Below are 20,947 nucleotides of genomic sequence, written 5' to 3' on the forward strand. Positions count from 1 at the left end.
TGCGCGTCATCGGGGCAGCTGCAGGTCTGTAATGCGCCAGGTTTCGTGATGTGATTGCATGGCCTGGCGAAGTGCTCTAACCGTTCGATGCTTTGAAAATCAATTGGATCTGTGCATATTTTGATCTGATGGCGCGGTTCCTCATGTTTGTCGGAGGATCGGCCGCGATCTGTCCGCCACGGTCGCGGCCGAGTGGTGTTGCGCGGGGTGTTGGTGAGTTAAAATTTCCATAAGGCAGGGTGCTGCGTGCTTGACAGCAGGGTGTTGCGACGGCATATTCCACCTTAAATTTGTGGGTTATTTGCTAGGCTGGACGCCTCTCATGAGCGCGGTGCTCTTGTAGGTGGGCCAGTGATTGTCTGGTAGAATTTTACGATAATTACAAAAATCTCAACTTCATCTTCGCAAGAGTCAACATGGCCGGAATCATAATCGTAGGGGCAGGGCAGGCTGCCGTGCAGGCGGCTGCCAGTCTCCGTCAAGAGGGCTGCAAGGACGAAATCACCATTTTTGGCGATGAGCCATGGCTGCCCTATCAGCGTCCTTTGCTTTCCAAGCAGTATCTGCTCGGCACTGAAACTGAAGAGCAAATCTATCAGAGGGCTGAGAAATTCTATGAAGATCAAAGGGTTGCCCTGAGGCTTGGTGAGCGAATCGAAAGCATTGATGTCGCGGCAAAAACTGTCACCAGTGCCAAGGGTGAAGTGATCCCGTACAAAGAGCTGCTGCTGGCGACTGGCAGTCGGCCCAGAATCCTCAAGATTCAGGGGAGTGAGCTTTCCGGTATTCACTACCTCAGAACCTTGGGCGATGTGAATGCCATCAAGAACGAGATGGCCCCGGGCAAGAGGCTGGTCATCATTGGTGGCGGTTACATTGGTCTTGAGGTTGCGTCGGTCGCTGTGACCTTGGGGCTTGATGTGACAGTGCTGGAGATGGAGGAGCGCATTCTCAAGCGGGTGACAACTGCGGAGATGAGTGAGTTCTACCACCAGCTGCACGCCGGGCGTGGTGTGAAGATCCTGCTCAGAACGGCGGTCAGCGGTTTTGAGGGCGATGGTCACATCACGCATGTCCTGTGCGGAGATCAGCGCATTGCCGCTGACATGGTGATTGTGGGCATTGGTATCATCCCGAATGTCGAGCTGGCCCAGGCGGCGGGCATCGAGTGCAACAACGGCATCGTGGTCGACGACCGCTGCCGTACATCGGCTGAGCACGTCTATGCGCTGGGTGATTGCAGCAACCATCCCAGTCCGCTGGTCGGCAGGCGCCTGCGTCTGGAGTCGGTTCCGAATGCGCAGGATCAGGCCAAGGTCGTGGCTGCGAACATCATGGGTAAACCCAAGATCTATTCGGCTGTCCCTTGGTTCTGGTCTGATCAGTACGAACTGAAGCTCCAGATGGTGGGTTTTTCTGCCGACGGCGATACCCAGGTGCTGCGCGGAGACAAATCAACCAATCAGTTCACTGTTTTTTATCTAAAGGAGGGCAAACTGGTCGCGGTGGACGCGGTGAACAATCCCCGTGACTTCATGATTGGTCGGCAGTTCTATGGTCGAAAAATGGACGTTTCGAGGCTTTCCGATCTGTCCGTGGATGTTAAAGACCTGGTGTTGCCGGTCAGTGCGGGCTGATGCCCAGATTCGGCTATCATCAAAGTGTCCAAGCTGAGCTGTTGTTCAGGCCTGTCCAGTCCCTGGCTGTAGGCCGATTTTATAAACCAACATAATGAGGAGATGAGATGTCCAAGGTTACTTTTAATCTGTTTAACGGAGAGCGGCAGACTTACGATGCTGCGGATGGGGTTTCGGTGATGCAGGTCGGCAAGGACCACAACGTACCAGGGATTGATGCCGACTGTGGCGGCGAGTGCAACTGCGCGACCTGTCACGTTTATGTCGATGAAAAATGGATGCCGAAGGTTGGCATGCCGCATGACGCTGAAGAGGCGATCATGAGTCTGAACCCTGACAGAAAACCGAACTCGCGCCTTTCCTGCCAGATCAAGATGAGTGCGGATCTGGATGGTCTGGTGGTGAATCTGCCAGAGTTCCAATACTGAGCTTGAAGGGGTGCGCCACTTGACGCTTTGTTTTTTTTGTGCAAAGTGTTGAGATGCCCCTGTCACCCATTTGGAGGTTCTTCCCATGACGACTGCAGTGCAGAAAAAATACGACCACATGTACGGCAAGGATCCATACAGCATCCCACTCGAGGATTACGATGTCTCCCAGCCGGAGCTGTTCGAATCCAACACCATGTGGGGATTCTTCGACCGCTTGCGCAAAGAAGATCCGGTTCACTACTGCAAGGACTCCGAAAATGGTCCTTACTGGTCGGTGACCAAGTTCAAGGACATCATGGAGGTAGAAGGCAATCCTGAGGTTTACTCTTCGGAACCGACGATCAGTCTGGTCGACCCAAGAGAGGACTTCAAAGTCTCGATGTTCATCGCCATGGATGAGCCCAGGCATGGGGAGGAGCGCCGAACAGTACAAGGGGTTGTGGCGCCAGCCAATCTGGCCAGAATGGAGCCGCTGATTCGTGAACGGGTGTGCGGTATTCTCGATTCTCTGCCCGTCAACGAGACTTTCAACTGGGTCGACAAGGTTTCGATCGAACTGACCACCCAGATGCTGGCCACCCTGTTCGATTTTCCGTTCGAGCAGCGCCGCAAGCTGACCTACTGGTCAGATGTCGCCACCACGATTCCGGCGCCAGGTGCACTGGTCGAGTCGATCGAGGAGCGTCAAGGCATTCTGATCAATGAGTGTCTGCCCGCCTTCACCAAGCTGTGGAACGAGCGGGTCAATGCGCCACCTCAGTTTGATCTGATCTCAATGCTGGCCCATGGTGAAAGCACGCGCCATATGCAGCCCTATGAGTTTCTGGGCAACCTGATGCTGCTGATCATCGGTGGCAATGACACCACCCGTAACTCTCTTTCCGGCGGTGTGCTGGCGCTGAATGAAAATCCGGAGCAGTATCAGAAGCTGCGTGACAATCCTGGATTGATCCCCAAGCTGGTGCCAGAGATCATCCGCTGGCAAACCCCGCTGACCTTCATGCGCCGTACCGCGACCCAGGACACCATCCTGCGCGGCAAGCGGATCAAGAAGGGTGACAAGGTTGTCATGTGGTATGTATCGGGCAACCGTGATGAAGAGGTCATTGACCGTCCCTACGAATTCATCATCGACCGGGAAAACCCACGTCACCATCTGTCGTTCGGCTTTGGCATCCACCGCTGCATGGGCAACCGGCTTGCCGAGATGCAACTGCGCGTCGTATGGGAAGAGGTGCTCAAGCGCTTCCACAAGGTTGAGGTAGTGGGCAAACCAGTGCGCAACTACTCGCCCTTCATCAAGGGCTTTTCTGACCTGCCAGTTCAGCTTCGTCCGCTGTAATTTGGCATGTGATCGAGAGATCGGTGTTCGTCAGTTGCTGGCCTTGTGCCAGCAACTGACGGCTCATCATCGTTTTGAGTCCATTGAAACTTTGGTTGTTACCCAGACAGGCAATATTTCAATGGATTGATTATTTATGGGGTAATCAAAAGGCGCGCTGTCTGGTGGGCCTTGCTGACCAACCGAAGCTTGAGACGTATTAAAAAACAGAACCCAACATCAAGGCGGAGAGCATCATGAGCACAGGTGTAGACAAGGTGGCTGAACGGGTCTTGGAGCAGGCGGCGAACGACCCCCGCAGCATGTATGGCAAGGATCCCTATTCGATTCCGCTGGAGCAGTATGACGTCGCGCAGTCGGCGCTGTTCCACACCAACACCATGTGGCCCTTCTTCGACCGGCTGCGCAAGGAGGAGCCGGTTCACTACTGCGCAAAGCTCGATGGAGCATGGTGACCCCTACTGGTCGGTCACCAAATTCAAGGACATCATGGAGGTCGAGGGCAACCCGCAGGTCTACTCCTCGGCCGATGGCATCTCGATTCGCAAGAACCGCGCCAGCTTCAACACCACCAGCTTCATCGGCATGGATGAGCCGGAGCATGGCAACCAGCGCCGCACCGTGCAGGGGGTGGTGGCACCGACCAACCTGGCCAGGCTCGAGCCGATCATCCGCCAGCGGGTCTGCGGCATTCTCGACGCGCTGCCGGTTGGTGAGACCTTCAACTGGGTCGAGCGGGTCTCGATCGAGCTGACCACGCAGATGCTGGCGACGCTGTTCGACTTTCCGTTCGAGGAGCGGCGCAAGCTGACCTTCTGGTCCGACGTGGCCACCTCGCAGCCGGCGATCGACGGCTTCGTCTCGTCGGACGACGAGCGCGAGCGGATCCTGATCGAGGAGTGCCTCGGCACCATGACCAAGCTGTGGAACGAGCGGGTCAACGCACCACCGGCGTATGACCTGATCTCGATGCTGGCGCATGGCGAATCGACCCGCAACCTCAAGCCGATGGAGTTCCTCGGCAACCTCATGTTGCTGATCGTCGGTGGCAACGACACCACCCGCAACTCGCTGTCGGGCGGCGTGGTGGCACTGAACGAGAATCCGGAGCAGTATCGCAAGCTGCGCGCCAACCCCGACCTGATTCCACGACTGGTGCCGGAGATCATCCGCTGGCAGACGCCGCTGACCCACATGGCGCGCACTGCGACCCAGGACACCCTTCTGGGTGGCAAGAAGATCAAGAAGGGTGACCGGGTGATCATGTGGTATGTCTCGGGCAACCGCGACGCCGAGGTGATCGACCGTCCTTATGAGTTCATCATCGACCGCGAGAACCCGCGGCACCACCTGTCGTTCGGCTTCGGCATCCACCGCTGCATGGGCAACCGTCTGGCGGAGATGCAACTGCGTGTTGCCTGGGAAGAGATTCTCAAGCGGTTCGAGACGGTCGAGGTGGTGGGCACGCCGGTGCGCAACAAATCGACCTTCATCAAGGGCTACGCCGACCTGCCGGTGCGGGTCCATCCGTGGGGCCACTCGAAGACGGGCAGCCAGAGCGGCTCGGCCTCCGTGGAGAAGTGCCCATTCGCGGGTTGATCGATTCGCGTATGATGGTTGATCGAGAGAAAAAGGGCTGCTTGGCAGCCCTTTTTCCGTTGTGGTCTTGCTATTCTCGGCCGGGACGGCAATCGATCCCGCATATCGACGCATGGAGCAGGATGCACATTCCACTTTTCACTGGCCACAGAGCGACATGGACAACCAATCCAAGCCCAGACCAAACTCTTCGAGCCACTGGTTTGCACTGCTGTTTACGCTGTTTTTTCTGGCTTTGTATACGGTTTTTGATTCCAGCCGTTCGAGCCGACCGGTCGAAATCAGCTACAGCGAGTTCAAGCAGGCGGTGGATGGCGGACGAGTTCGCCAGGTCACACTGAGTCCAGACCGTGTCAGTGGTGAATGGAGCGCGGGGCAAAACGGGCGGTTCAGGGCGGTCTTGCCGCCTTGGCAGGATCCACAACTGCTGCCGCTGCTGGAGCAGAAGGGGGTGACGATCAAGGGCCAATCCTCTGAAAATCCATTCTGGCTGAGGGCGGTGATTGCCGTGTTGCCGTGGCTGCTGCTTTTTGTCTTTTTTCTCTACAGCAGCAGGATGATGGCGCAGCGCATGGGGGGCAGCGGCTTGTTCGATTTTTCTCGCTCACGTGCTCACCGCTATGACAAAAGCCGCATCCGGGTGAAGTTCGATGAGGTGGCCGGTGTCGATGTGGCCAAGCAGGATCTGCTTGAGGTGATCGACTATCTGAAGCACCCCCAAAAGTACACCAGGATCGGCGCCCGAGTGCCGCATGGCATTTTGATGATGGGGCCGCCCGGTTCTGGCAAGACGCTGCTTGCCAAGGCCACTGCGGGCGAAGCCGAAGTGCCGTTTTTCAGCGTCAGTGGCTCCGAGTTCATCGAGATGTTCGTGGGTGTGGGCGCCTCGCGGGTGCGGGACATGTTCCGACAGGCGCGCGCCGAAGCGCCAGCGTTGATTTTCATTGACGAGATCGATTCGATTGGACGGGTGCGCGGTACTGGCCTGGGCGGGGGGAACGATGAGCGCGAGCAGACGCTCAATCAGATTCTCTCCGAGATGGACGGATTCGAGCCGGAAGAGGCCGTGGTGGTGCTGGCGGCCACCAACCGACCCGATGTGCTTGATCCCGCCTTGCTGCGACCAGGGCGATTCGACCGCAAGATCACCCTCGATCTGCCGCACTCGGCGGCGCGGCTCAAGATCCTGCAGGTGCACACGCGCAAGACGCCGCTTGCCAGCGATGTCGATCTTGAGCAGATCGCCGCCCGCACGGTCGGATTTTCGGGCGCCGACCTGCAGAATCTGGTGAATGAGGCAGCGCTCAATGCCGCCCGACTGGACCGGGAGCAACTCACGGCCGCCGATTTCGACGAGGCGCGGGACAAGGTGATGCTCGGCTCGATGCGCGAGGAGCTGCTGAACGAACATGACCGTGAACGGATCGCCTACCATGAGGCAGGCCATGCCCTGACCGCCGTCCATGTCGAGCACGCCGACCCGTTGACACGCATTTCGATCATCCCGCGCGGCCGCGCGCTGGGCCTGACCGAACAGCTTCCCGAAGAGGAGCGTCACCACTTCACCGAGGATTACTTCAGCGACCGGCTGGCGATCCTGCTGGGTGGACGTGGCGCCGAACGGTTGGTCTTTGGCGTGGTCAGCTCCGGGGCCGCCGATGACCTGAAGCAGGCCACACGGTTGGCGCGCAAAATGGTGGCGGAGTGGGGCATGAGCGAACTGGGACCGCTCAGCCTGCCGCTGAGCGAGGAGCATCCCTTTCTCGGCCGCGACATCGCTCAGCCTCGGGACTTCAGTGAAGCCAGCCTGGCACGCATCGATCAGGAGGTGGAGCGGCTGCTGCACACTGCCGAGATGCGGACCGAGGCGATCTTGCAGGGGCACCGTGCGCAACTCGACCTGCTGGCCAAGGCATTGCTGAAACAGGAGCTGCTCAATCAGGGTGAAATTGCTGCGATTCTCGCGGCGGCACCGCAGTAGCCGCGTGAAGGAAGCGCGCACGGCACCCGCACTGCGCAATGCTTTTCGCTGAGGTTTCTGGGTGTTCCTGAGAGCTGGCGGACGTCACCGTTCGTTTCAGATCTGAGGCGGGCGTGTGGATGGGCAGTGGAACTTCCACCACCCATCCACGCCGGCCTTGGCCTGTCGTCTCAGGCGGCCCGTCCCAGCCGTCGCCGGCCCAAGCCCATGCCGATCAAGCCAGCGCTGAGCAGAAAGAGGCTGCCCGGCTCGGGCACCGAGATGCGCACGCCCGATCCTGAAAGTCATGGTCACCCGAACCCGGCAGATCGCTCAGCCCGGCATAGACGGCCTTGCCGGATGTTTGATACTGCGCAATCGCCTTGTAGGGATCGACCCCGAGGAAGTAACCCGGTGAGTTTCCAGCCTCCGTGGGCGGGTTGTTGGTGCCATCATTGATCAGATCGACACCATTTCCGGTCGTGTACATGAAGGGCACCAGACCGGCATTCAGCCAGAAGGTGTATTCATTCTGGCTGGAAAAGCCGCCGTTTGCAGTGCAGACCGGGGTGGTGCCACTCACCGTGCAGGGTGGGGTGGATTGCGTTCTAAACAGCTCCGTATAGGTTCCATTCAGGTCATCGTCAATGTAGAAGTGGTTGATGAGCTGGGAGTCTCCCGCGCGCATGTATTGGAAGGTGACATAGGCTGCCTCGTTCAGGTAGAGGTAGCTGCCATGGAAGCCCGAGGTGCCTAATGTGTTTCCAAAGCTGGGGTCCGGAGCAAAGCCGGTTGCGACATTTGGCGGACTGTTGGGCCAGCCAGCTGCTGCCGATGGCACCCCCGGTCCTCCGGCAGTTGGGCCGGGATAGGCGGTGCCGCCGGCATCGCCGGTGACCTCTTCATGAATCGCCAAGGTCGGATTAAGTGCCGCACCGGCGACGATCTGCAGAATCGGCGAGGCGCTTGCCGTCGTGCAGCGAATGATTGCGGCGGCTCCCAGCAGCGCGCTGCTGATCTTGGTGGATTCCTTCATGCTCTCGGTTTGCCATTTTGGACAGTGCATTTCTTGCGACCGGGAGACCCAAGTCAGCAGCCAATAAAAAGCAATAGTCATGGCATTAAAATTAATTTCTTTTGTTTCAATCCGTTGAGTCGAAAGCGGAGCTCGGGTGGGTGATCGAAGAAAAGATATCTGTAAAGAAAATCTTGTTTTTTGTGATTTTTATTTAATCGATTTGACTTAAATCTACACAAATAAACAAACAAGACATTGAATTAAAAATAAAATTTTTAAAAACGGAAAGTGTAAAAAAAGCTGACACTTTGGGTAAAAAGTGGAAGGGCAAAGGTCGTGCCTTTGTATGCAGAAAGAATGAACAAAAGCCAGCGTTGCGCTGGCTTTTGTGTTTGAGAGGAGATGGTGGCTATGGGTGGACTCGAACCACCGACCCCAGCATTATGAGTGCTGTGCTCTAACCGGCTGAGCTACATAGCCGAACGGTCAAAAATAGGTCGGGCATTTTTGATGATCAGGACCATTGTGTCAAGCAGGGAAGCTGCTGTCTTTGGTGAACAGATGATCGAGCACAGGGTGGCGCAAGAGCGCACAGACCACAGGAGAGTTGCGGTGATTGATGAAGATGAGCAGCACAATCCATGGACCACGCTGGAGAGTCGGCAGTTGTATGACAACCCCTGGATTCAGGTGAGCGAGCGGCAGGTGATCAATCCGCGCGGCGGGCGCGGCATCTATGGGGTGGTGCACTTCAAGAGCCGGGCCATCGGCATCGTGCCGGTCGATGACAGTGGCCACACCTATCTGGTCGGCCAGTTCCGCTACAGCCTTGGCAGCTACTCCTGGGAGATTCCGATGGGTGGCTGTCCGCTCGATGAGCCGCCGCTGCGGGCAGCCCAGCGCGAACTGCAGGAGGAGACCGGCCTGCGGGCAGCGCGCTGGCGCCATCTGCTGACGCTGCACACCTCCAACTCGGTCACCGATGAGGTGGGCGAGCTGTTCCTGGCCGAAGGACTGATCGAGGGCGAGGCCGAACCTGAGGAGACCGAACTGCTGAAGGTCTGGCGCCTGCCGCTGCAACAGGCGATCGGCATGGCGCTGGATGGACGCATCACCGACGCACTCAGCGTGGCAGCGCTGCTGCGTCTGGCGGTGGAACCCGGATTGCTTGCGATGCCATCGGCGCAAGAATAAAGTTACAATTGTCATATAGGGTAAGGATATTTATATCATTTTGATTTTTATAGAATAAGTTTTTTTCGTCATTTTGCATCGCATGGCTTGGCGCCGTACTGATGCAGGCGCGCCTTGAGGAGCATCATCACGGCCCTATGGATCCCCGCACTTTTTTGAGCAATAACGCAAATCCAAGTCGCCAGGCAGTGCCGAAAAAGCCCGCTGAATCGTCCGTCGAGCAGAATGCCGAAGCCGTGGCCATCGTCGGCATGGCCTTCCGTTTCCCGGGTGGCATGGAGGATGAGCAGGCCTTCTGGCGAGCGCTGCAGGAGGGGCGGGATCTGGTCAGCGCCATTCCCGATGAGCGTTGGGCGGTTGAGACGCTGCAACACCCGAAGCGCGGCGAGGCGGGGCGCAGCATCACCTTCTCGGCCGGTGTGCTGTCGCGCATCGATGCGTTCGATGCGCAATTCTTCGGCATTTCGCCCCGCGAAGCGGCCTGGATGGATCCGCAGCAGCGTCTGTTGCTGGAGCTGGCGTGGGAGTCGTTCGAAAACGCCGGGCAGCGACCCTCAGCACTGGCCGGCAGCCAGTGCGCGGTCTATGTCGGCATCGCCGGGCTCGATTACGGCATGCGGGCGCTGGATGACCTTTCCAGCATCACCAGCCACTTCATGACCGGCAACACGCTGAGCATCGTCGCCAACCGGCTCTCCTATGTGTTCGACCTGCATGGCCCTTCACTGGCTGTCGACACCGCCTGCTCATCATCGCTGGTGGCGCTGCACCATGCCTGCAACAGTCTGCGCAGCGGCGAGGCCGAAGCGGCACTGGTGGGTGGGGTCAATCTGCTGCTGCATCCTTTTCCATTCGTGGGCTTCACCAAGGCTTCGATGCTCTCGGCGCAGGGGCGCTGCAAGGTTTTCGATGCCGAAGGGGATGGCTATGTCCGTGCCGAAGGCGGCGCGATGCTGTTTCTCAAGCCGTTGTCGCGGGCACTGGCCGATGGTGATCCGATCAAGGCGGTGATCCTGGCCAGCGGCACCAACAGCGATGGTGCCCGCAACAAGAAGGGCATCACCATTCCCAGCGCCGAGGGTCAGAGCGAGCTGATGCGCACTGTGTTGCGCCGCAGCGGCCTGGCGCCGCAACAGGTCGATTTCATCGAGGCGCATGGCACCGGCACTGCGGTGGGTGATCCGGTCGAGACGATGGCGATCGGTCAGGTCTATGGCCAGTCGCGCCCAAGCGATCGGCCGCTGCCGATCGGATCGGTCAAGAGCAACCTGGGCCATCTGGAGGCAGCCTCCGGCATGGCGGGCCTGGTGAAGGCCGTGCTCTGCCTGCAACACCGCGCCTTGCCCCCCTCGCTGCATCTGCACACGCCCAATCCCCATATCGACTTTGCCGGGCTGAATCTGAGTCTGGTCACCCGGAACACCGAACTGACGCCCCAGTCCGGCGGGCGGCTGGTGGCGGGCGTCAATTCATTCGGCTTCGGCGGCGCCAATGCCCATGTGTTGCTGCAGGAGCCGCCGCTGCGGCTGCTGCAGGGCAGTCATCGACCTGAGCCGGTGGCAGCGCCGCCGCTGTTTCTGTCGGCCCGCACGCACGAGGCGCTGCGGGCGATGGCGGCGGACTATGCCCGGCTGCTGCGCGAACAGCCCGCTGAAGCCTATTACGACCTGGCCTGTTCGGTCGTGCAGGACCGTGAGTGGATGGCGCAGCGCCTTGCGCTACGGGCCGAACCGGCCACGGCACTGCCGGAGCTGCTGGAGCAGTTTGCGCAGGCCGGGCAGGTGGCCGAAGTCGTGGTCGAGACCGCTCTGCCCGAAGCAGGGGGAGTGGTTTTTGTCTACTCCGGCAATGGCGCGCAGTGGCATGGCATGGGGCAGCGACTGCTGGGCGAATCTCCCCGTTTTGTCGAACTGCTGGCCGAGGTGGATTCGGTTCTGCAACCGCTGAGCGGTTTCTCGGTGCGGGCCGAACTGGAGTCGGAGGCTTCGCGACTCGACGACACCACCGTGGCCCAGCCACTGCTGTTTGCGATGCAGGTGACCATCACCCAGTTGCTGCGCGAGCGTGGGGTGCAGCCGCTGCTGGTGCTGGGACACAGCGTCGGTGAGGTCGCGGCGGCCTGGTGTGCCGGCGCGCTCGACCTCGAGCAGGCTGCGCGGCTGATCTGTGCCCGCAGCGCCGCGCAGGGGCTGACCAGGGGCAGTGGGCGCATGGCGGCCGTCGCGCTGTCGGCTGCGGAGGCCGAAGCCTGCATCGAGGCGCTTGGCGCTGCTCTGGAAGTGGAGATTGCCGGCATCAACAGTGCCGGCAATGTCACGCTCTCGGGCAGCCTGGCCGACCTTGAAACCCTCGGTGCCGAGTTGACAGCCAAGGGGGTCTTTTATCGGCTGCTCGACCTCGATTACGCCTTCCACAGTCGGCGAATGGACCCGATCGAGCAGCCGTTGCGCGAGAGCCTGGCAGAACTGGTACCGACCAGTTCGAGCGGTGTGCACTTTGTCTCGACGGTGACCGGCGAACAGTTGAGCACAGAACGGCTCGATGCCGGCTACTGGTGGCGCAACGTGCGTGAGCCGGTGCAGTTCGCCAGGGGTGTCGAGCGTGCCATTGCTCTGGGTGGAGGCTGCTTCATCGAAATCGGCCCCCATGCCATCCTGCAGCGTTACCTCGGTGAAGGGCTCAAGTCGGCGAACCGGGTGGGACGGGTGCTGCCGACACTGCGCCGCGACGACGACGGCCCGGAGCGGATCGAAGAGGCGGCCCTGCGTGCCCACCTGCTTGCAGCGCAGCCGAACCTTACGGCCTACTTTCCGGCAGTGGGGCGGCGGGTCGCCCTGCCCAACTATCCATGGCAGCGTGAGCGGCACTGGCATCCGGTTTCCAGCGAAAGCCATGGCCTGATCCAGCGGCGGCGCATCCATCCGCTGCTGGGCTGGCGCCTCTCCGAGCTGGAGGCCGGCTGGGAGAACACGCTCGATCCGCGGTCCTTGCCCTGGCTGGCCGACCATCAGGTGGGCGGCGCCGTGGTGTTTCCGGCGGCGGCCTATGCCGAGATGGCGCTCGCGGCGGCGCAACTGTGGCATGGCAAGCCGCAAACGGGGTTCGAGCAGCTCGATATCGTCGCGCCACTGGTGTTCGATGGTGAGCGGGCGCGGACACTGCGCTTCACCCTCAATCCACGCGATGGCGGCTTTCAGATCAGCAGCCGCCAGCGGCTTGGCGAAGAGCCGTGGGCGCTGCATGCCACCGGCCGCCTGCTCGATCTGCCGGGCAGCGAAGCAGCGCGGTCGATGATCGCCCCGGTCGCGGTGGCCGAGCGCACGGTCGACCATGCCAGCCACTACGCCCTGACCGCCGCAGTCGGGCTCGGCTACGGCCCGGCTTTTCAGGGCGTGCGGGAGCTGTGCATCGATGGCGATCTGCTCGAGGCGCAGCTGAGTGCGCCGGCTGAAGTGGCTGATGACTCCCGCTATCTGCTCCATCCGGCGCTGCTCGATCTGGCCTGTCAGAGCCTGGTCGATTTCTTTCAGCCGCAGATCGAAGCCGGACGAGGCGTGGCCTTTCTGCCGATCAAGATCACCCGGTTGCACCGCCATCGCGAAACTTCGATCAGCTCGCTCCGGGCGCGGCTGCTGCGTCACGGTCTGCGTTCGGTGCTGGCCGATTTCGAGCTGTTCGATGCCGATGGTGCCCTGGTGGCACGGATGGAGGGGTGCCGGTTCCGTGCCGCACCCTTGGTCGTGCCGACGCATGGCGCACCGATGCGCTGGCGCATCGTGCCGAGGCTGCGCCCGCATCCGCGCGATCTGGCGACCAGCCAGTTTCCGGCGCCGGCGCAACTTGCCGAAACGGTGCGGCAGCAGTTTCTGCAGCACGAAGAGAGACTGGCGCGGCAGCTCTGGTTTGGTGAGACGCTGCCGCTGATCGAAGCATTGACGCTGTCGTTCATCCACGAGGCCTTCATGGCTGTGGCGCAACCGGGTCAGGAGGCACTGCAGGCCGCCATGCAGGGGCCGGTTGCCGCGTCGGCCTATCTGCGCTGGATGGCTGAGCTGCTGAGCGAGGAGGGGCTGCTCGAAGAGGTGGATGGCCTCTGGCGGTTGCTTCCGGCCGCAGAACTGCCGCAGGCCGCACTGATCTGGCAGACGCTGTTGCGTGATGCGCCCGCTGCGGTCGCGCAACTGACGCTGCTGGGGCGGGTTGGCTGCCAACTGCCACGGCTGCTCCGGGGTGAGGCGTCTGCCGATGTGCTGGCCCGCGAAGTGAGCCACTCACCGCTGGCCGAAACCCTGCTCGATGAGGATCCGCTCCATCTCGGCAGCGGCTGGGCTGTGCGCAAGCTGCTGGAGCTGTTGCAGGCGGCGCAGCCTGCCGGGCGCCGGTTGCGTGTTCTGGAGCTCGCCTCGGGACCCAGTGCGCTGCCGCGCCATTTCGCCGCGGCGCTGCAGGAAGAGCGCATGGAGTATCTGCTGCTGCACAGCGATGAGGTGCACTGCCAGCGACAGCAGGCCGAGTTCGAGAAGATGCGCAATGTCACCGTTCTGGGTATCGACCTGGCCGACTGGACGCTGTCGGCGCAGAAAGTGGCGCTGCAACCCTTCGATGTCGTGGTGCTGCGCCATGTCGTGCACCGTGCGCCGTTTCCTCATCAGGCATTGGCGCAGGCGCGGCAGTGGCTGACGCAGGGTGGCCTGCTGCTGCTGGCCGAGCAGCATGCCGACTGGAGCGCCGACCTGCTGGGTGGGCTCGACGCCGACTGGTGGAGCGAGGATCAGGCGCAACCGCGCCGGCCGCTGTCGTCACTGCAGGCGCCGGAGGTCTGGCGGCAACTGCTGGCCGAAGCGCAGTTCGAGGCGATCGAACTTCTGAACGAACCGACCCTGCCCGCAGGGCTGAACGCTGGCAGCCATCTGCTGCTGGCCCGGCGACCGGAGCAGATCGAGCGCCTGCCGGTCGAGCCAGCGCCCGAAGCCGAGCGCTGGCTGCTGCTGATCGACGAAGCCTCTGCGGCGCTGGCCCACTCGTTGCGACAACGGCTTGAGCAGCAGGGGCAGCAGGTGATGATGGCTGAGGCGGAAACCGAGGCGCAGGCCATCGCGGCCGGCTGTGACCACCTGCTGTTGCTGCGTGGCTGGCAGCCGTTCTGTCCCGAAACCGCGTTGCAGTGGCCGATGGCGCTGCCGGCACTGATCCAGCAGCTGTTGTACAGCGCGAGCGAAGTCGTGCCACAGCTGTGGCTCGTCACGCATGGTGGTGCCCTGGCCGATGGGCTGCCTGCTTCGGCAACGGTCCAGCCGCACCAAGGGGCAGTCTGGGGTTTCGGACGGGTGCTGATGAATGAGTGCCCGATGTTCGACTGCACGCTGATCGACATTGCCTGCGATCTGGAGGCCGCCGATCTGGCGGCACGGCTGAGCCAGGAGCTGCTCCAGCCCGACGGTGCCAGTGAAATCGTGCTGACCGAATCGGCGCGCCATGCACTGTGCATGCAGCAGGCGACCCGGCAGAGGGTGGCCGACCCGAACGGTGCAGCCCGCTACCGGCTCGACTTCCACCTGCCCGGCAAGCTGAAAAACCTGCGCTGGCTACCGGCTGCCGAGCAGCCGCTGGCCGGGCATGAGATCGAGGTGATGCCGCGGGCGGTGGGGCTCAACTTCCGCGATGTCATGTATCTGATGGGCCTTTTGCCCGATGAGGCGGTCGAGAATGGCTTTGCCGGTGCCAGTCTGGGGCTGGAATTCGCCGGGGTCGTCAGCCGGGTGGGCGACGCCGTGCAGGATCTGGCGCCGGGCGACGCCGTCATGGGTTTTGGCGCCTCCTGTTTCGCCAGCCATGTCGTGACCCGTGCCGGCGCGGTGGCCCGCATGCCGGCGGGCTGGTCCTTCGCCAGCGCGGCCACGGTGCCGACGGTCTTCTTTACGGTCTACTATGCCCTCAAACATCTGGCCGATCTGCAACCCGGCGAGCGGGTGCTGATCCATGGCGCGGCCGGTGGCGTCGGCATGGCTGCCATCCAGTTGGCCCGCCATCTGGGCGCGGAGATCTTTGCCACGGCCGGCAGTGACGAGAAGCGCGATTTCGTGCGGCTGCTCGGCGCCGACCATGTGTTCGATTCGCGCACGCTGGCATTTGCCGATCAGATTATGGAGGTCACTGCGGGCGAAGGGGTCGATGTGGTGCTCAACTCGCTGGCGGGTGAAGCCGTCCGCTGCAATCTGCGGCTGCTCAAGCCATTCGGGCGTTTTCTCGAACTCGGCAAGCGTGATTTTTTCGAGAACACCCCGATCGGGCTGCGTGTTTTCAAGGAGAACATCAGCTACTTCGGCATCGATGCCGACCAGCTTCTCACCGCGCGACCGGCACTGGCCGAGCGGCTGTTCGGCGAAGTGATGGCGCTGTTCGAGCAGCGCGTGCTGACCCCGTTGCCGCAGCGCAGCTTCGCGGCGGAGCGGGTGGTCGAGGCCTTCAGGGTCATGCAGCAGTCCCGCCACATCGGCAAGATCGTGGTGACGCTCGATGCACCGCCCACGCGGATCGAGCCGGATGCGCCGCTGCCGCAGTTGCAGTGCGGCAAAGAGGAGCGCTGGCTGATCAGCGGTGGTCTGAGCGGCTTCGGGCTCGCCACCGCCCAGCGACTGGCGGCGCGTGGCGTGGGCCATCTGCTGCTGCTCGGCCGGCGTGGCGCCGACACCCCGGATGCACGACAGGCGGTGGAGGCGCTGCGGACCAGCGGCGTCGAAGTCACGCCACTGGCCTGTGATGTCACCGATGCGGCGGCAGTTGCCGAGCTGATCGAGCGGATCAAACAGCAGGGGCCACCGCTCACCGGCATCGTCCATGCCGCCATGAGCCTCGATGACGGGTTGATCGGCAGCCTCGATGCGCAGCGCATGGCCCAGGTGCTGCGGCCCAAGCTGCTGGGCGCCTGGAACCTGCACCGGCTCACCCTCGATCTGCCGATCAGGCACTTTGTGCTCTATTCATCGATCACCACCGGCATCGGCAATCCGGGGCAGGCCAACTACGTGGCCGCCAATGGCGCGCTCGAGGTGCTGGCGCGGATGCGGCGGGCCGCCGGCCTGCCGGCCACCTGCATCGGTTGGGGACCGATCGGCGATGCGGGTTACCTGAGCCGCAATGAGGCGACCAAGGCGCAGCTCGAACAGCGGTTGGGCCGGCCGCCGCTGACGGCCGAGCAGGCGCTCGATCAGTTGGAGCAACTGCTGAGCGAGCCATGCGCCGGTCCGGTGACGGTGGCCGATTTCGACTGGAAGGTGCTGTCGCGGCTGTTGCCTTCCGCCCACGCCAGCCGTTTTGATGAGCTCAATCGGCAGTTTGCGCAGAAGCAGCAGGGCATGGAGCAGGAGATCGATTTTCGCACCCTGCTGGCCGACAGGACGCCCGCCGAGGCCCATGAGCTGTTGCGTGACGTGGTGCTCCAGCAGGTGGCGCAGATTCTCAGCCTCGGTGCCGAGCGCATCGACCGCAACCGTTCACTGCACGAACTCGGCATGGACTCACTGATGATGGTCGAACTGGCGTTGGGGCTGGAGCAGCAGTTCGGCATTCGCCTGCCGGTGATGCTGCTCAACGAAGCGCCGACGATCGAGCAGGTGACGGCCCGCATCCTCGACCGGCTGTTGGCCGACGAAACCAGCGAGGCCAGCGGCGCCGAATCGCTCGATCTGCTGGTACAGCAGATGGCCAGACAGCATGGCGAGGTGGCAGATGCGCAGGAGATCGCCGAACTGGCCAACACGGCCAAGGCGCTGCGGGACGCCGGGAGGGTGGCCGGATGAGCCAAACTCCGGGCGGTGGCATCGACAAGCAGCGGCTGATCCACCGTGTGCTCGACAGACGCATCGGCCAGGAGCGGCCGCTAGGCACAACCGGCGTGCGGCGCAACTCCACCTCGGCACAGATACCCGATGAGTTCTGCCGCTTCGATCGCCATCCGCAGTACGAGAAGATCGTCGTGCCCAAGGTGGCGGCCGAGCGCTTCGGCATCGACAACCCCTTCTTCAAGGCCCATGACGGGGTGGCCGATGCAGTGACCCGCATCGGTGGCCGCCCCTTCATCAACTACTCCAGTTACAACTACCTCGGTCTGTGCGGCCATCCCGAGGTCAACCGGGCGGCGCAACAGGCGATCGAGCGCTACGGCACCTCGGCCTCGGCCAGCCGCCTGGTGGCGGGCGAGCGGCCGGTTCAGCGCGAGCTGGAACAGGGCATCGCCGAACTCTATGGCGTGGAAGATTGCATCGTCTTCGTCAGCGGCCATGCCACCAATGTCAGCACCATCGGCTACCTGTTCGGTCCGCGCGATCTGGTGCTGCACGACCAGCTCATCCACAACAGCGTGCTCGAAGGGATCAAACTTGCCGGCAGCGCGCGCCGTGCCTTTGCGCACAACGACACTCAGGCGCTCGATGCCCTGCTGAGCGAGCTTCGCGGACAGTTCGAGCGGGTGCTGATCGTGGTCGAGGGCCACTACAGCATGGATGGTGACCTGCCCGATCTGCCGGCGCTGGTCGAGATCAAACAGCGGCACAAGGCCTTTTTGATGGTGGATGAGGCGCACTCGCTGGGCGTGCTGGGCCGCACCGGCCGCGGACTGCACGAGCAGTGCGGCGTCGCTGCCAGCGCAGTCGACATCTGGATGGGCACGCTCAGCAAGAGCCTGGCCGGTTGCGGCGGCTACATCGCCGGCGAGCGGGCGCTGGTCGAGCACCTGAAGTACGCGGCGCCCGGTTTCGTCTACAGCGTCGGCATCTCGCCGGTGCTGGCGGCGGCCTCATTGCAGGCGCTGCGCATCATGCAGCGTGAACCCGAGCGGGTGGCACTGCTGCAGGCGCGGGCGCAGGACTTTCTGCGGCGTGCCCGCCAGGCGGGGCTCGATACCGGCCATTCACAGGGTTTTGCGGTGGTGCCGCTGCTCACTGGCAGCTCGTTCGAGGCGGTCAGGTTGTCGAACCGGCTGTTCGAACAGGGCATCAACGTTCAGCCGATCATCCATCCGGCCGTCGAAGAGCGGGCGGCGCGGCTGCGATTCTTTATCAGCGCCACCCACACCGAGGCGCAGATTGCCACCACCATCGACCTGCTCACCGATCTGCGCAGTGAAGCCACAGGCATCGAGCGACAGCCTGCAACCACACCGACAACTCACCCGAACGATTCGACATGAAGCTTTCGCAACGTCTGCCAGCCGCCCTCCAGCGCATCAGTCCGCTGTTTCTGGCCACCGTGGTCCTGCCGACCCTGCTGGCACTGATCTACTACGGCCTGCTGGCCTCGGATGTCTACATCTCCGAGAGCCATTTCGTCATCCGCAGCCCGGAGCGTCAGAGTACCTCACCACTCGGCTTCCTGCTGAAGGGGGCCGGTTTTGCCCGCGCCGAGGATGATGCCCATGCCGTGCAGAACTTCATGCTGTCGCGCGATGCGGTGCGGGCGCTCGATGGCGAGCTGGGCATCAAGCAGGCCTACAGCGCAGCCGATCTGGACCTGCTGAGCCGCTTTCCCGGGCTCGACTGGGATGACAGCTTCGAGAACTTTCACCGCTACTTTCAGAAGCAGGTCACCATCCAGCTCGACCCCACCTCATCGATCAGCATCCTGACGGTGCGTGCCTTCAGCGCGCAGCAGGCTGAGGCGATCAACCGCCGGCTGCTGGAACTGGGCGAGCAACTGGTCAACCGCCTGAACGAGCGCGGACGCGATGACCTGATCCGCTATGCCGCCAAGGAGGTGAGCGATCTCGAAGCCAAGGCCAAGAGTGCCGCGCTGGCGCTGGCCCAGTACCGCAATGCCCAGGGCGTGATCGACCCGGAGCGGCAATCGAGCATCCCCCTGCAACAGATCGCCAAACTGCAAGAAGAGCTGATCGCCACCAAGGCGCAGCGCCTGCAACTGGAGCGGGTGGCCAGGGAGAACCCGCAACTGCCACTGCTGCAACAGCGTATCCAGTTGCTCGAACAGGAGATCGAGGCCGCATCGATGCGCGTGGCGGGCGGCGACCGCTCCCTGGCCGGCAAGGCGGCGGAGTTCCAGCGGCTGGCACTGGAGAAGGAGTTTGCCGACAAGATGCTCGCCAGTGCCATGAGCACCCTGGAGCTGGCCCGCAACGAAGCGCAGCGCCAGCAGCTCTACCTCGAACGGGTCGCCCAGCCCAGCCTGCCCGACCAGGCGCTGGAGCCGAGACGGATTCGCAACATCGCCTCGGTGCTGGTGCTGGGACTGATCAGCTGGGGGGTGCTGGGCATGCTGATTGCCGGCATCCGCGAACATCAGGATTGAGCCGCCATGACCGGTTCCGGGCTGCTTCGCTCCTTTGCCGTTCAGCGCCGCGTGATCGGCGCATTGCTGCTGCGCGAAGTCATCACCCGTTATGGGCGGCATGGATTGGGCACCCTCTGGCTGATGTTCGAGCCGATGCTGTTCACCCTTGGCGTGGCGGCCCTGTGGTCTGCAACCCGGCTGCACACCGTCTCCAACATTCCGATCATTGCCTTTGCCATCACCGGCTACTCCTCGGTGCTGCTGTGGCGCAACGCGGCCAACCGCTGCGCCAAGGCGATCGAGCCCAACCTGAGCCTGATGTATCACCGCAACGTCAGGGTGCTCGACATCTTTGCTGCCCGGCTGCTGCTGGAGATCGTCGGTGCCTGCGGCTCATTCGCGGTGCTGACACTCTTTTTCGTCTCCATCGGCTCCATCCAATGGCCGCAGGACATCGGCGTTCTGCTGGGTGGCTGGTTGCTGCTGACCTGGTTCGCCATCGCCATGGGGTTGATCATCGGCGCCTTTTCGGAGCGCTCAGAGACCTTCGAGCGCACCTGGCACATCGTCACCTATCTGCTGTTTCCGCTCTCCGGTGCCATGTTCATGGTGCACTGGCTGCCCAAGGCGGCCCAGGAGGCGGTGCTCTGGCTGCCGATGCTGCATGGGGTCGAGATGATTCGTCATGGCTACTTCGGAACAGTGGTACCCACCTATGAAGATCCGGTGTACTTCGCCATTGCCAACCTGCTGCTCACTTTCGTTGGACTGGCATTGGTGCGTGAAACCGGCCGCAGGGTGCAGCCCGAATGATCGAACTGGTCGACATCACCAAGCGCTATGCCATACGGGGCGGAGCGCACACCGTGCTCGATGGCATCAACCTGACCATTCGGCCGGGTGAGAAGATTGGCATTCTCGGCCGCAACGGTGCGGGCAAATCGACACTGATCCGCATTCTGAGTGGCGCAGAGCGGCCCACGCATGGCCACATTCGGCGGAGCATGAGCCTGTCGTGGCCGCTGGCCTTTGGTGGCGCCTTTCAGGGCAGTCTGACCGGGCAGGACAATCTGCGCTTCATCTGCCGTGTCTATGGCGTCGACTACCGTGAAAAGCTCGATTATGTGCAGGAGTTTGCCGAACTGGGTGAGTATTTCCGCGAGCCGGTCAAGACCTACTCATCAGGCATGCGCGCACGTCTGGCGTTTGCCATTTCCATGGCGGTGGAGTTCGACTGCTTTCTGATCGATGAGGTGATCACGGTGGGTGACGCCCGTTTTCATGAGAAATGCCAGCATGAATTGTTTGAAAAGCGCAAGAGCCGTGCTTTTGTACTGGTGTCACACGAAGCGCACAACATTCGGGAGCATTGCGGTAAAGCTCTGGTGCTTCATCGGGGAAAACTGGATCAGTTCTCCAACATTGAAGAAGCCTATTCCTTTTATCAGGAAAGATGTTGCTGAGAGAAATGTCCAACAAGAAAAC

Annotated in this window: 11 protein-coding genes, 1 tRNA gene and 1 pseudogene; 11 read left to right on the forward strand and 2 right to left on the reverse strand. The window is 61.9% G+C overall.

The window, feature by feature from the left end; all coding sequences use genetic code 11:
• Window positions 1–416 precede the first annotated feature (416 nt).
• From H7A13_08880 to H7A13_08900, 5 genes and pseudogenes are all read left to right on the forward strand, one after another.
• Entirely contained in the window at window positions 417–1,637 is a 1,221-nt protein-coding gene (locus H7A13_08880) for an FAD-dependent oxidoreductase (GenBank protein ID MCP5333457.1), read from the forward strand.
• Between the two features lie 107 nt (window positions 1,638–1,744).
• A complete protein-coding gene (locus H7A13_08885) occupies window positions 1,745–2,065 on the forward strand; it encodes a (2Fe-2S)-binding protein (GenBank protein MCP5333458.1) in 321 nt (106 codons plus the stop codon).
• An 85-nt stretch (window positions 2,066–2,150) separates the two neighbouring features.
• A complete protein-coding gene (locus H7A13_08890; protein ID MCP5333459.1) occupies window positions 2,151–3,410 on the forward strand; it encodes a cytochrome P450 in 1,260 nt (419 codons plus the stop codon).
• A gap of 236 nt (window positions 3,411–3,646) precedes the next feature.
• Window positions 3,647–5,009, forward strand: a pseudogene (locus H7A13_08895) (cytochrome P450).
• A 112-nt stretch (window positions 5,010–5,121) separates the two neighbouring features.
• Window positions 5,122–6,990, forward strand: a complete 1,869-nt coding sequence (locus tag H7A13_08900; protein MCP5333460.1) for an ATP-dependent metallopeptidase FtsH/Yme1/Tma family protein — start codon at window positions 5,122–5,124, stop codon at window positions 6,988–6,990.
• A gap of 170 nt (window positions 6,991–7,160) precedes the next feature.
• Here H7A13_08900 and H7A13_08905 read toward each other — a convergent pair whose 3' ends face one another.
• On the reverse strand, window positions 7,161–7,259 hold the full coding sequence (locus H7A13_08905; GenBank protein ID MCP5333461.1) for a PEP-CTERM sorting domain-containing protein: 99 nt from the start codon (window positions 7,257–7,259) through the stop codon (window positions 7,161–7,163).
• A 1,131-nt stretch (window positions 7,260–8,390) separates the two neighbouring features.
• Window positions 8,391–8,467 (reverse strand) — tRNA-Met (locus H7A13_08910).
• A gap of 81 nt (window positions 8,468–8,548) precedes the next feature.
• Between H7A13_08910 and H7A13_08915 the strand changes: the two genes are divergently transcribed.
• The 6 genes from H7A13_08915 to H7A13_08940 all read left to right on the forward strand — a co-directional run bounded on the left by H7A13_08915 (window position 8,549) and on the right by H7A13_08940 (window position 20,925).
• Complete coding sequence (locus H7A13_08915; protein ID MCP5333462.1) at window positions 8,549–9,181, forward strand: NUDIX hydrolase; 633 nt, start codon at window positions 8,549–8,551, stop codon at window positions 9,179–9,181.
• A 137-nt stretch (window positions 9,182–9,318) separates the two neighbouring features.
• On the forward strand, window positions 9,319–16,980 hold the full coding sequence (locus H7A13_08920) for an SDR family NAD(P)-dependent oxidoreductase (protein MCP5333463.1): 7,662 nt from the start codon (window positions 9,319–9,321) through the stop codon (window positions 16,978–16,980).
• Window positions 16,977–18,368, forward strand: a complete 1,392-nt coding sequence (locus H7A13_08925) for an aminotransferase class I/II-fold pyridoxal phosphate-dependent enzyme (protein ID MCP5333464.1) — start codon at window positions 16,977–16,979, stop codon at window positions 18,366–18,368. The genes H7A13_08920 and H7A13_08925 overlap by 4 nt, the downstream gene beginning before the upstream one ends.
• Entirely contained in the window at window positions 18,365–19,480 is a 1,116-nt protein-coding gene (locus tag H7A13_08930) for a hypothetical protein (GenBank protein ID MCP5333465.1), read from the forward strand. Before H7A13_08925 ends, H7A13_08930 begins: the two co-directional genes overlap by 4 nt.
• A 6-nt stretch (window positions 19,481–19,486) precedes the next feature.
• A complete protein-coding gene (locus H7A13_08935) occupies window positions 19,487–20,275 on the forward strand; it encodes an ABC transporter permease (protein MCP5333466.1) in 789 nt (262 codons plus the stop codon).
• On the forward strand, window positions 20,272–20,925 hold the full coding sequence (locus H7A13_08940) for an ABC transporter ATP-binding protein (protein MCP5333467.1): 654 nt from the start codon (window positions 20,272–20,274) through the stop codon (window positions 20,923–20,925). The genes H7A13_08935 and H7A13_08940 overlap by 4 nt, the downstream gene beginning before the upstream one ends.
• The last annotated feature ends 22 nt before the right edge of the window (window positions 20,926–20,947 follow it).

This window comes from Pseudomonadales bacterium (genome assembly GCA_024234215.1).
Lineage (GTDB): Bacteria > Pseudomonadota > Gammaproteobacteria > Pseudomonadales > UBA5862 > JACKOQ01.

Excerpts from the sequence above, each read along its gene's own strand:
- H7A13_08890 (MCP5333459.1), top strand. The coding sequence starts at position 2,151 with ATGACGACTGCAGTGCAGAAAAAATACGACCACATGTACGGCAAGGAT.
- H7A13_08935 (MCP5333466.1), top strand. The coding sequence starts at position 19,487 with ATGACCGGTTCCGGGCTGCTTCGCTCCTTTGCCGTTCAGCGCCGCGTG.
- H7A13_08915 (MCP5333462.1), top strand. The coding sequence starts at position 8,549 with ATGATCGAGCACAGGGTGGCGCAAGAGCGCACAGACCACAGGAGAGTT.
- H7A13_08930 (MCP5333465.1), top strand. The coding sequence starts at position 18,365 with ATGAAGCTTTCGCAACGTCTGCCAGCCGCCCTCCAGCGCATCAGTCCG.
- H7A13_08880 (MCP5333457.1), top strand. The coding sequence starts at position 417 with ATGGCCGGAATCATAATCGTAGGGGCAGGGCAGGCTGCCGTGCAGGCG.
- H7A13_08900 (MCP5333460.1), top strand. The coding sequence starts at position 5,122 with ATGGAGCAGGATGCACATTCCACTTTTCACTGGCCACAGAGCGACATG.
- H7A13_08885 (MCP5333458.1), top strand. The coding sequence starts at position 1,745 with ATGTCCAAGGTTACTTTTAATCTGTTTAACGGAGAGCGGCAGACTTAC.
- H7A13_08940 (MCP5333467.1), top strand. The coding sequence starts at position 20,272 with ATGATCGAACTGGTCGACATCACCAAGCGCTATGCCATACGGGGCGGA.
- H7A13_08925 (MCP5333464.1), top strand. The coding sequence starts at position 16,977 with ATGAGCCAAACTCCGGGCGGTGGCATCGACAAGCAGCGGCTGATCCAC.
- H7A13_08920 (MCP5333463.1), top strand. The coding sequence starts at position 9,319 with ATGGATCCCCGCACTTTTTTGAGCAATAACGCAAATCCAAGTCGCCAG.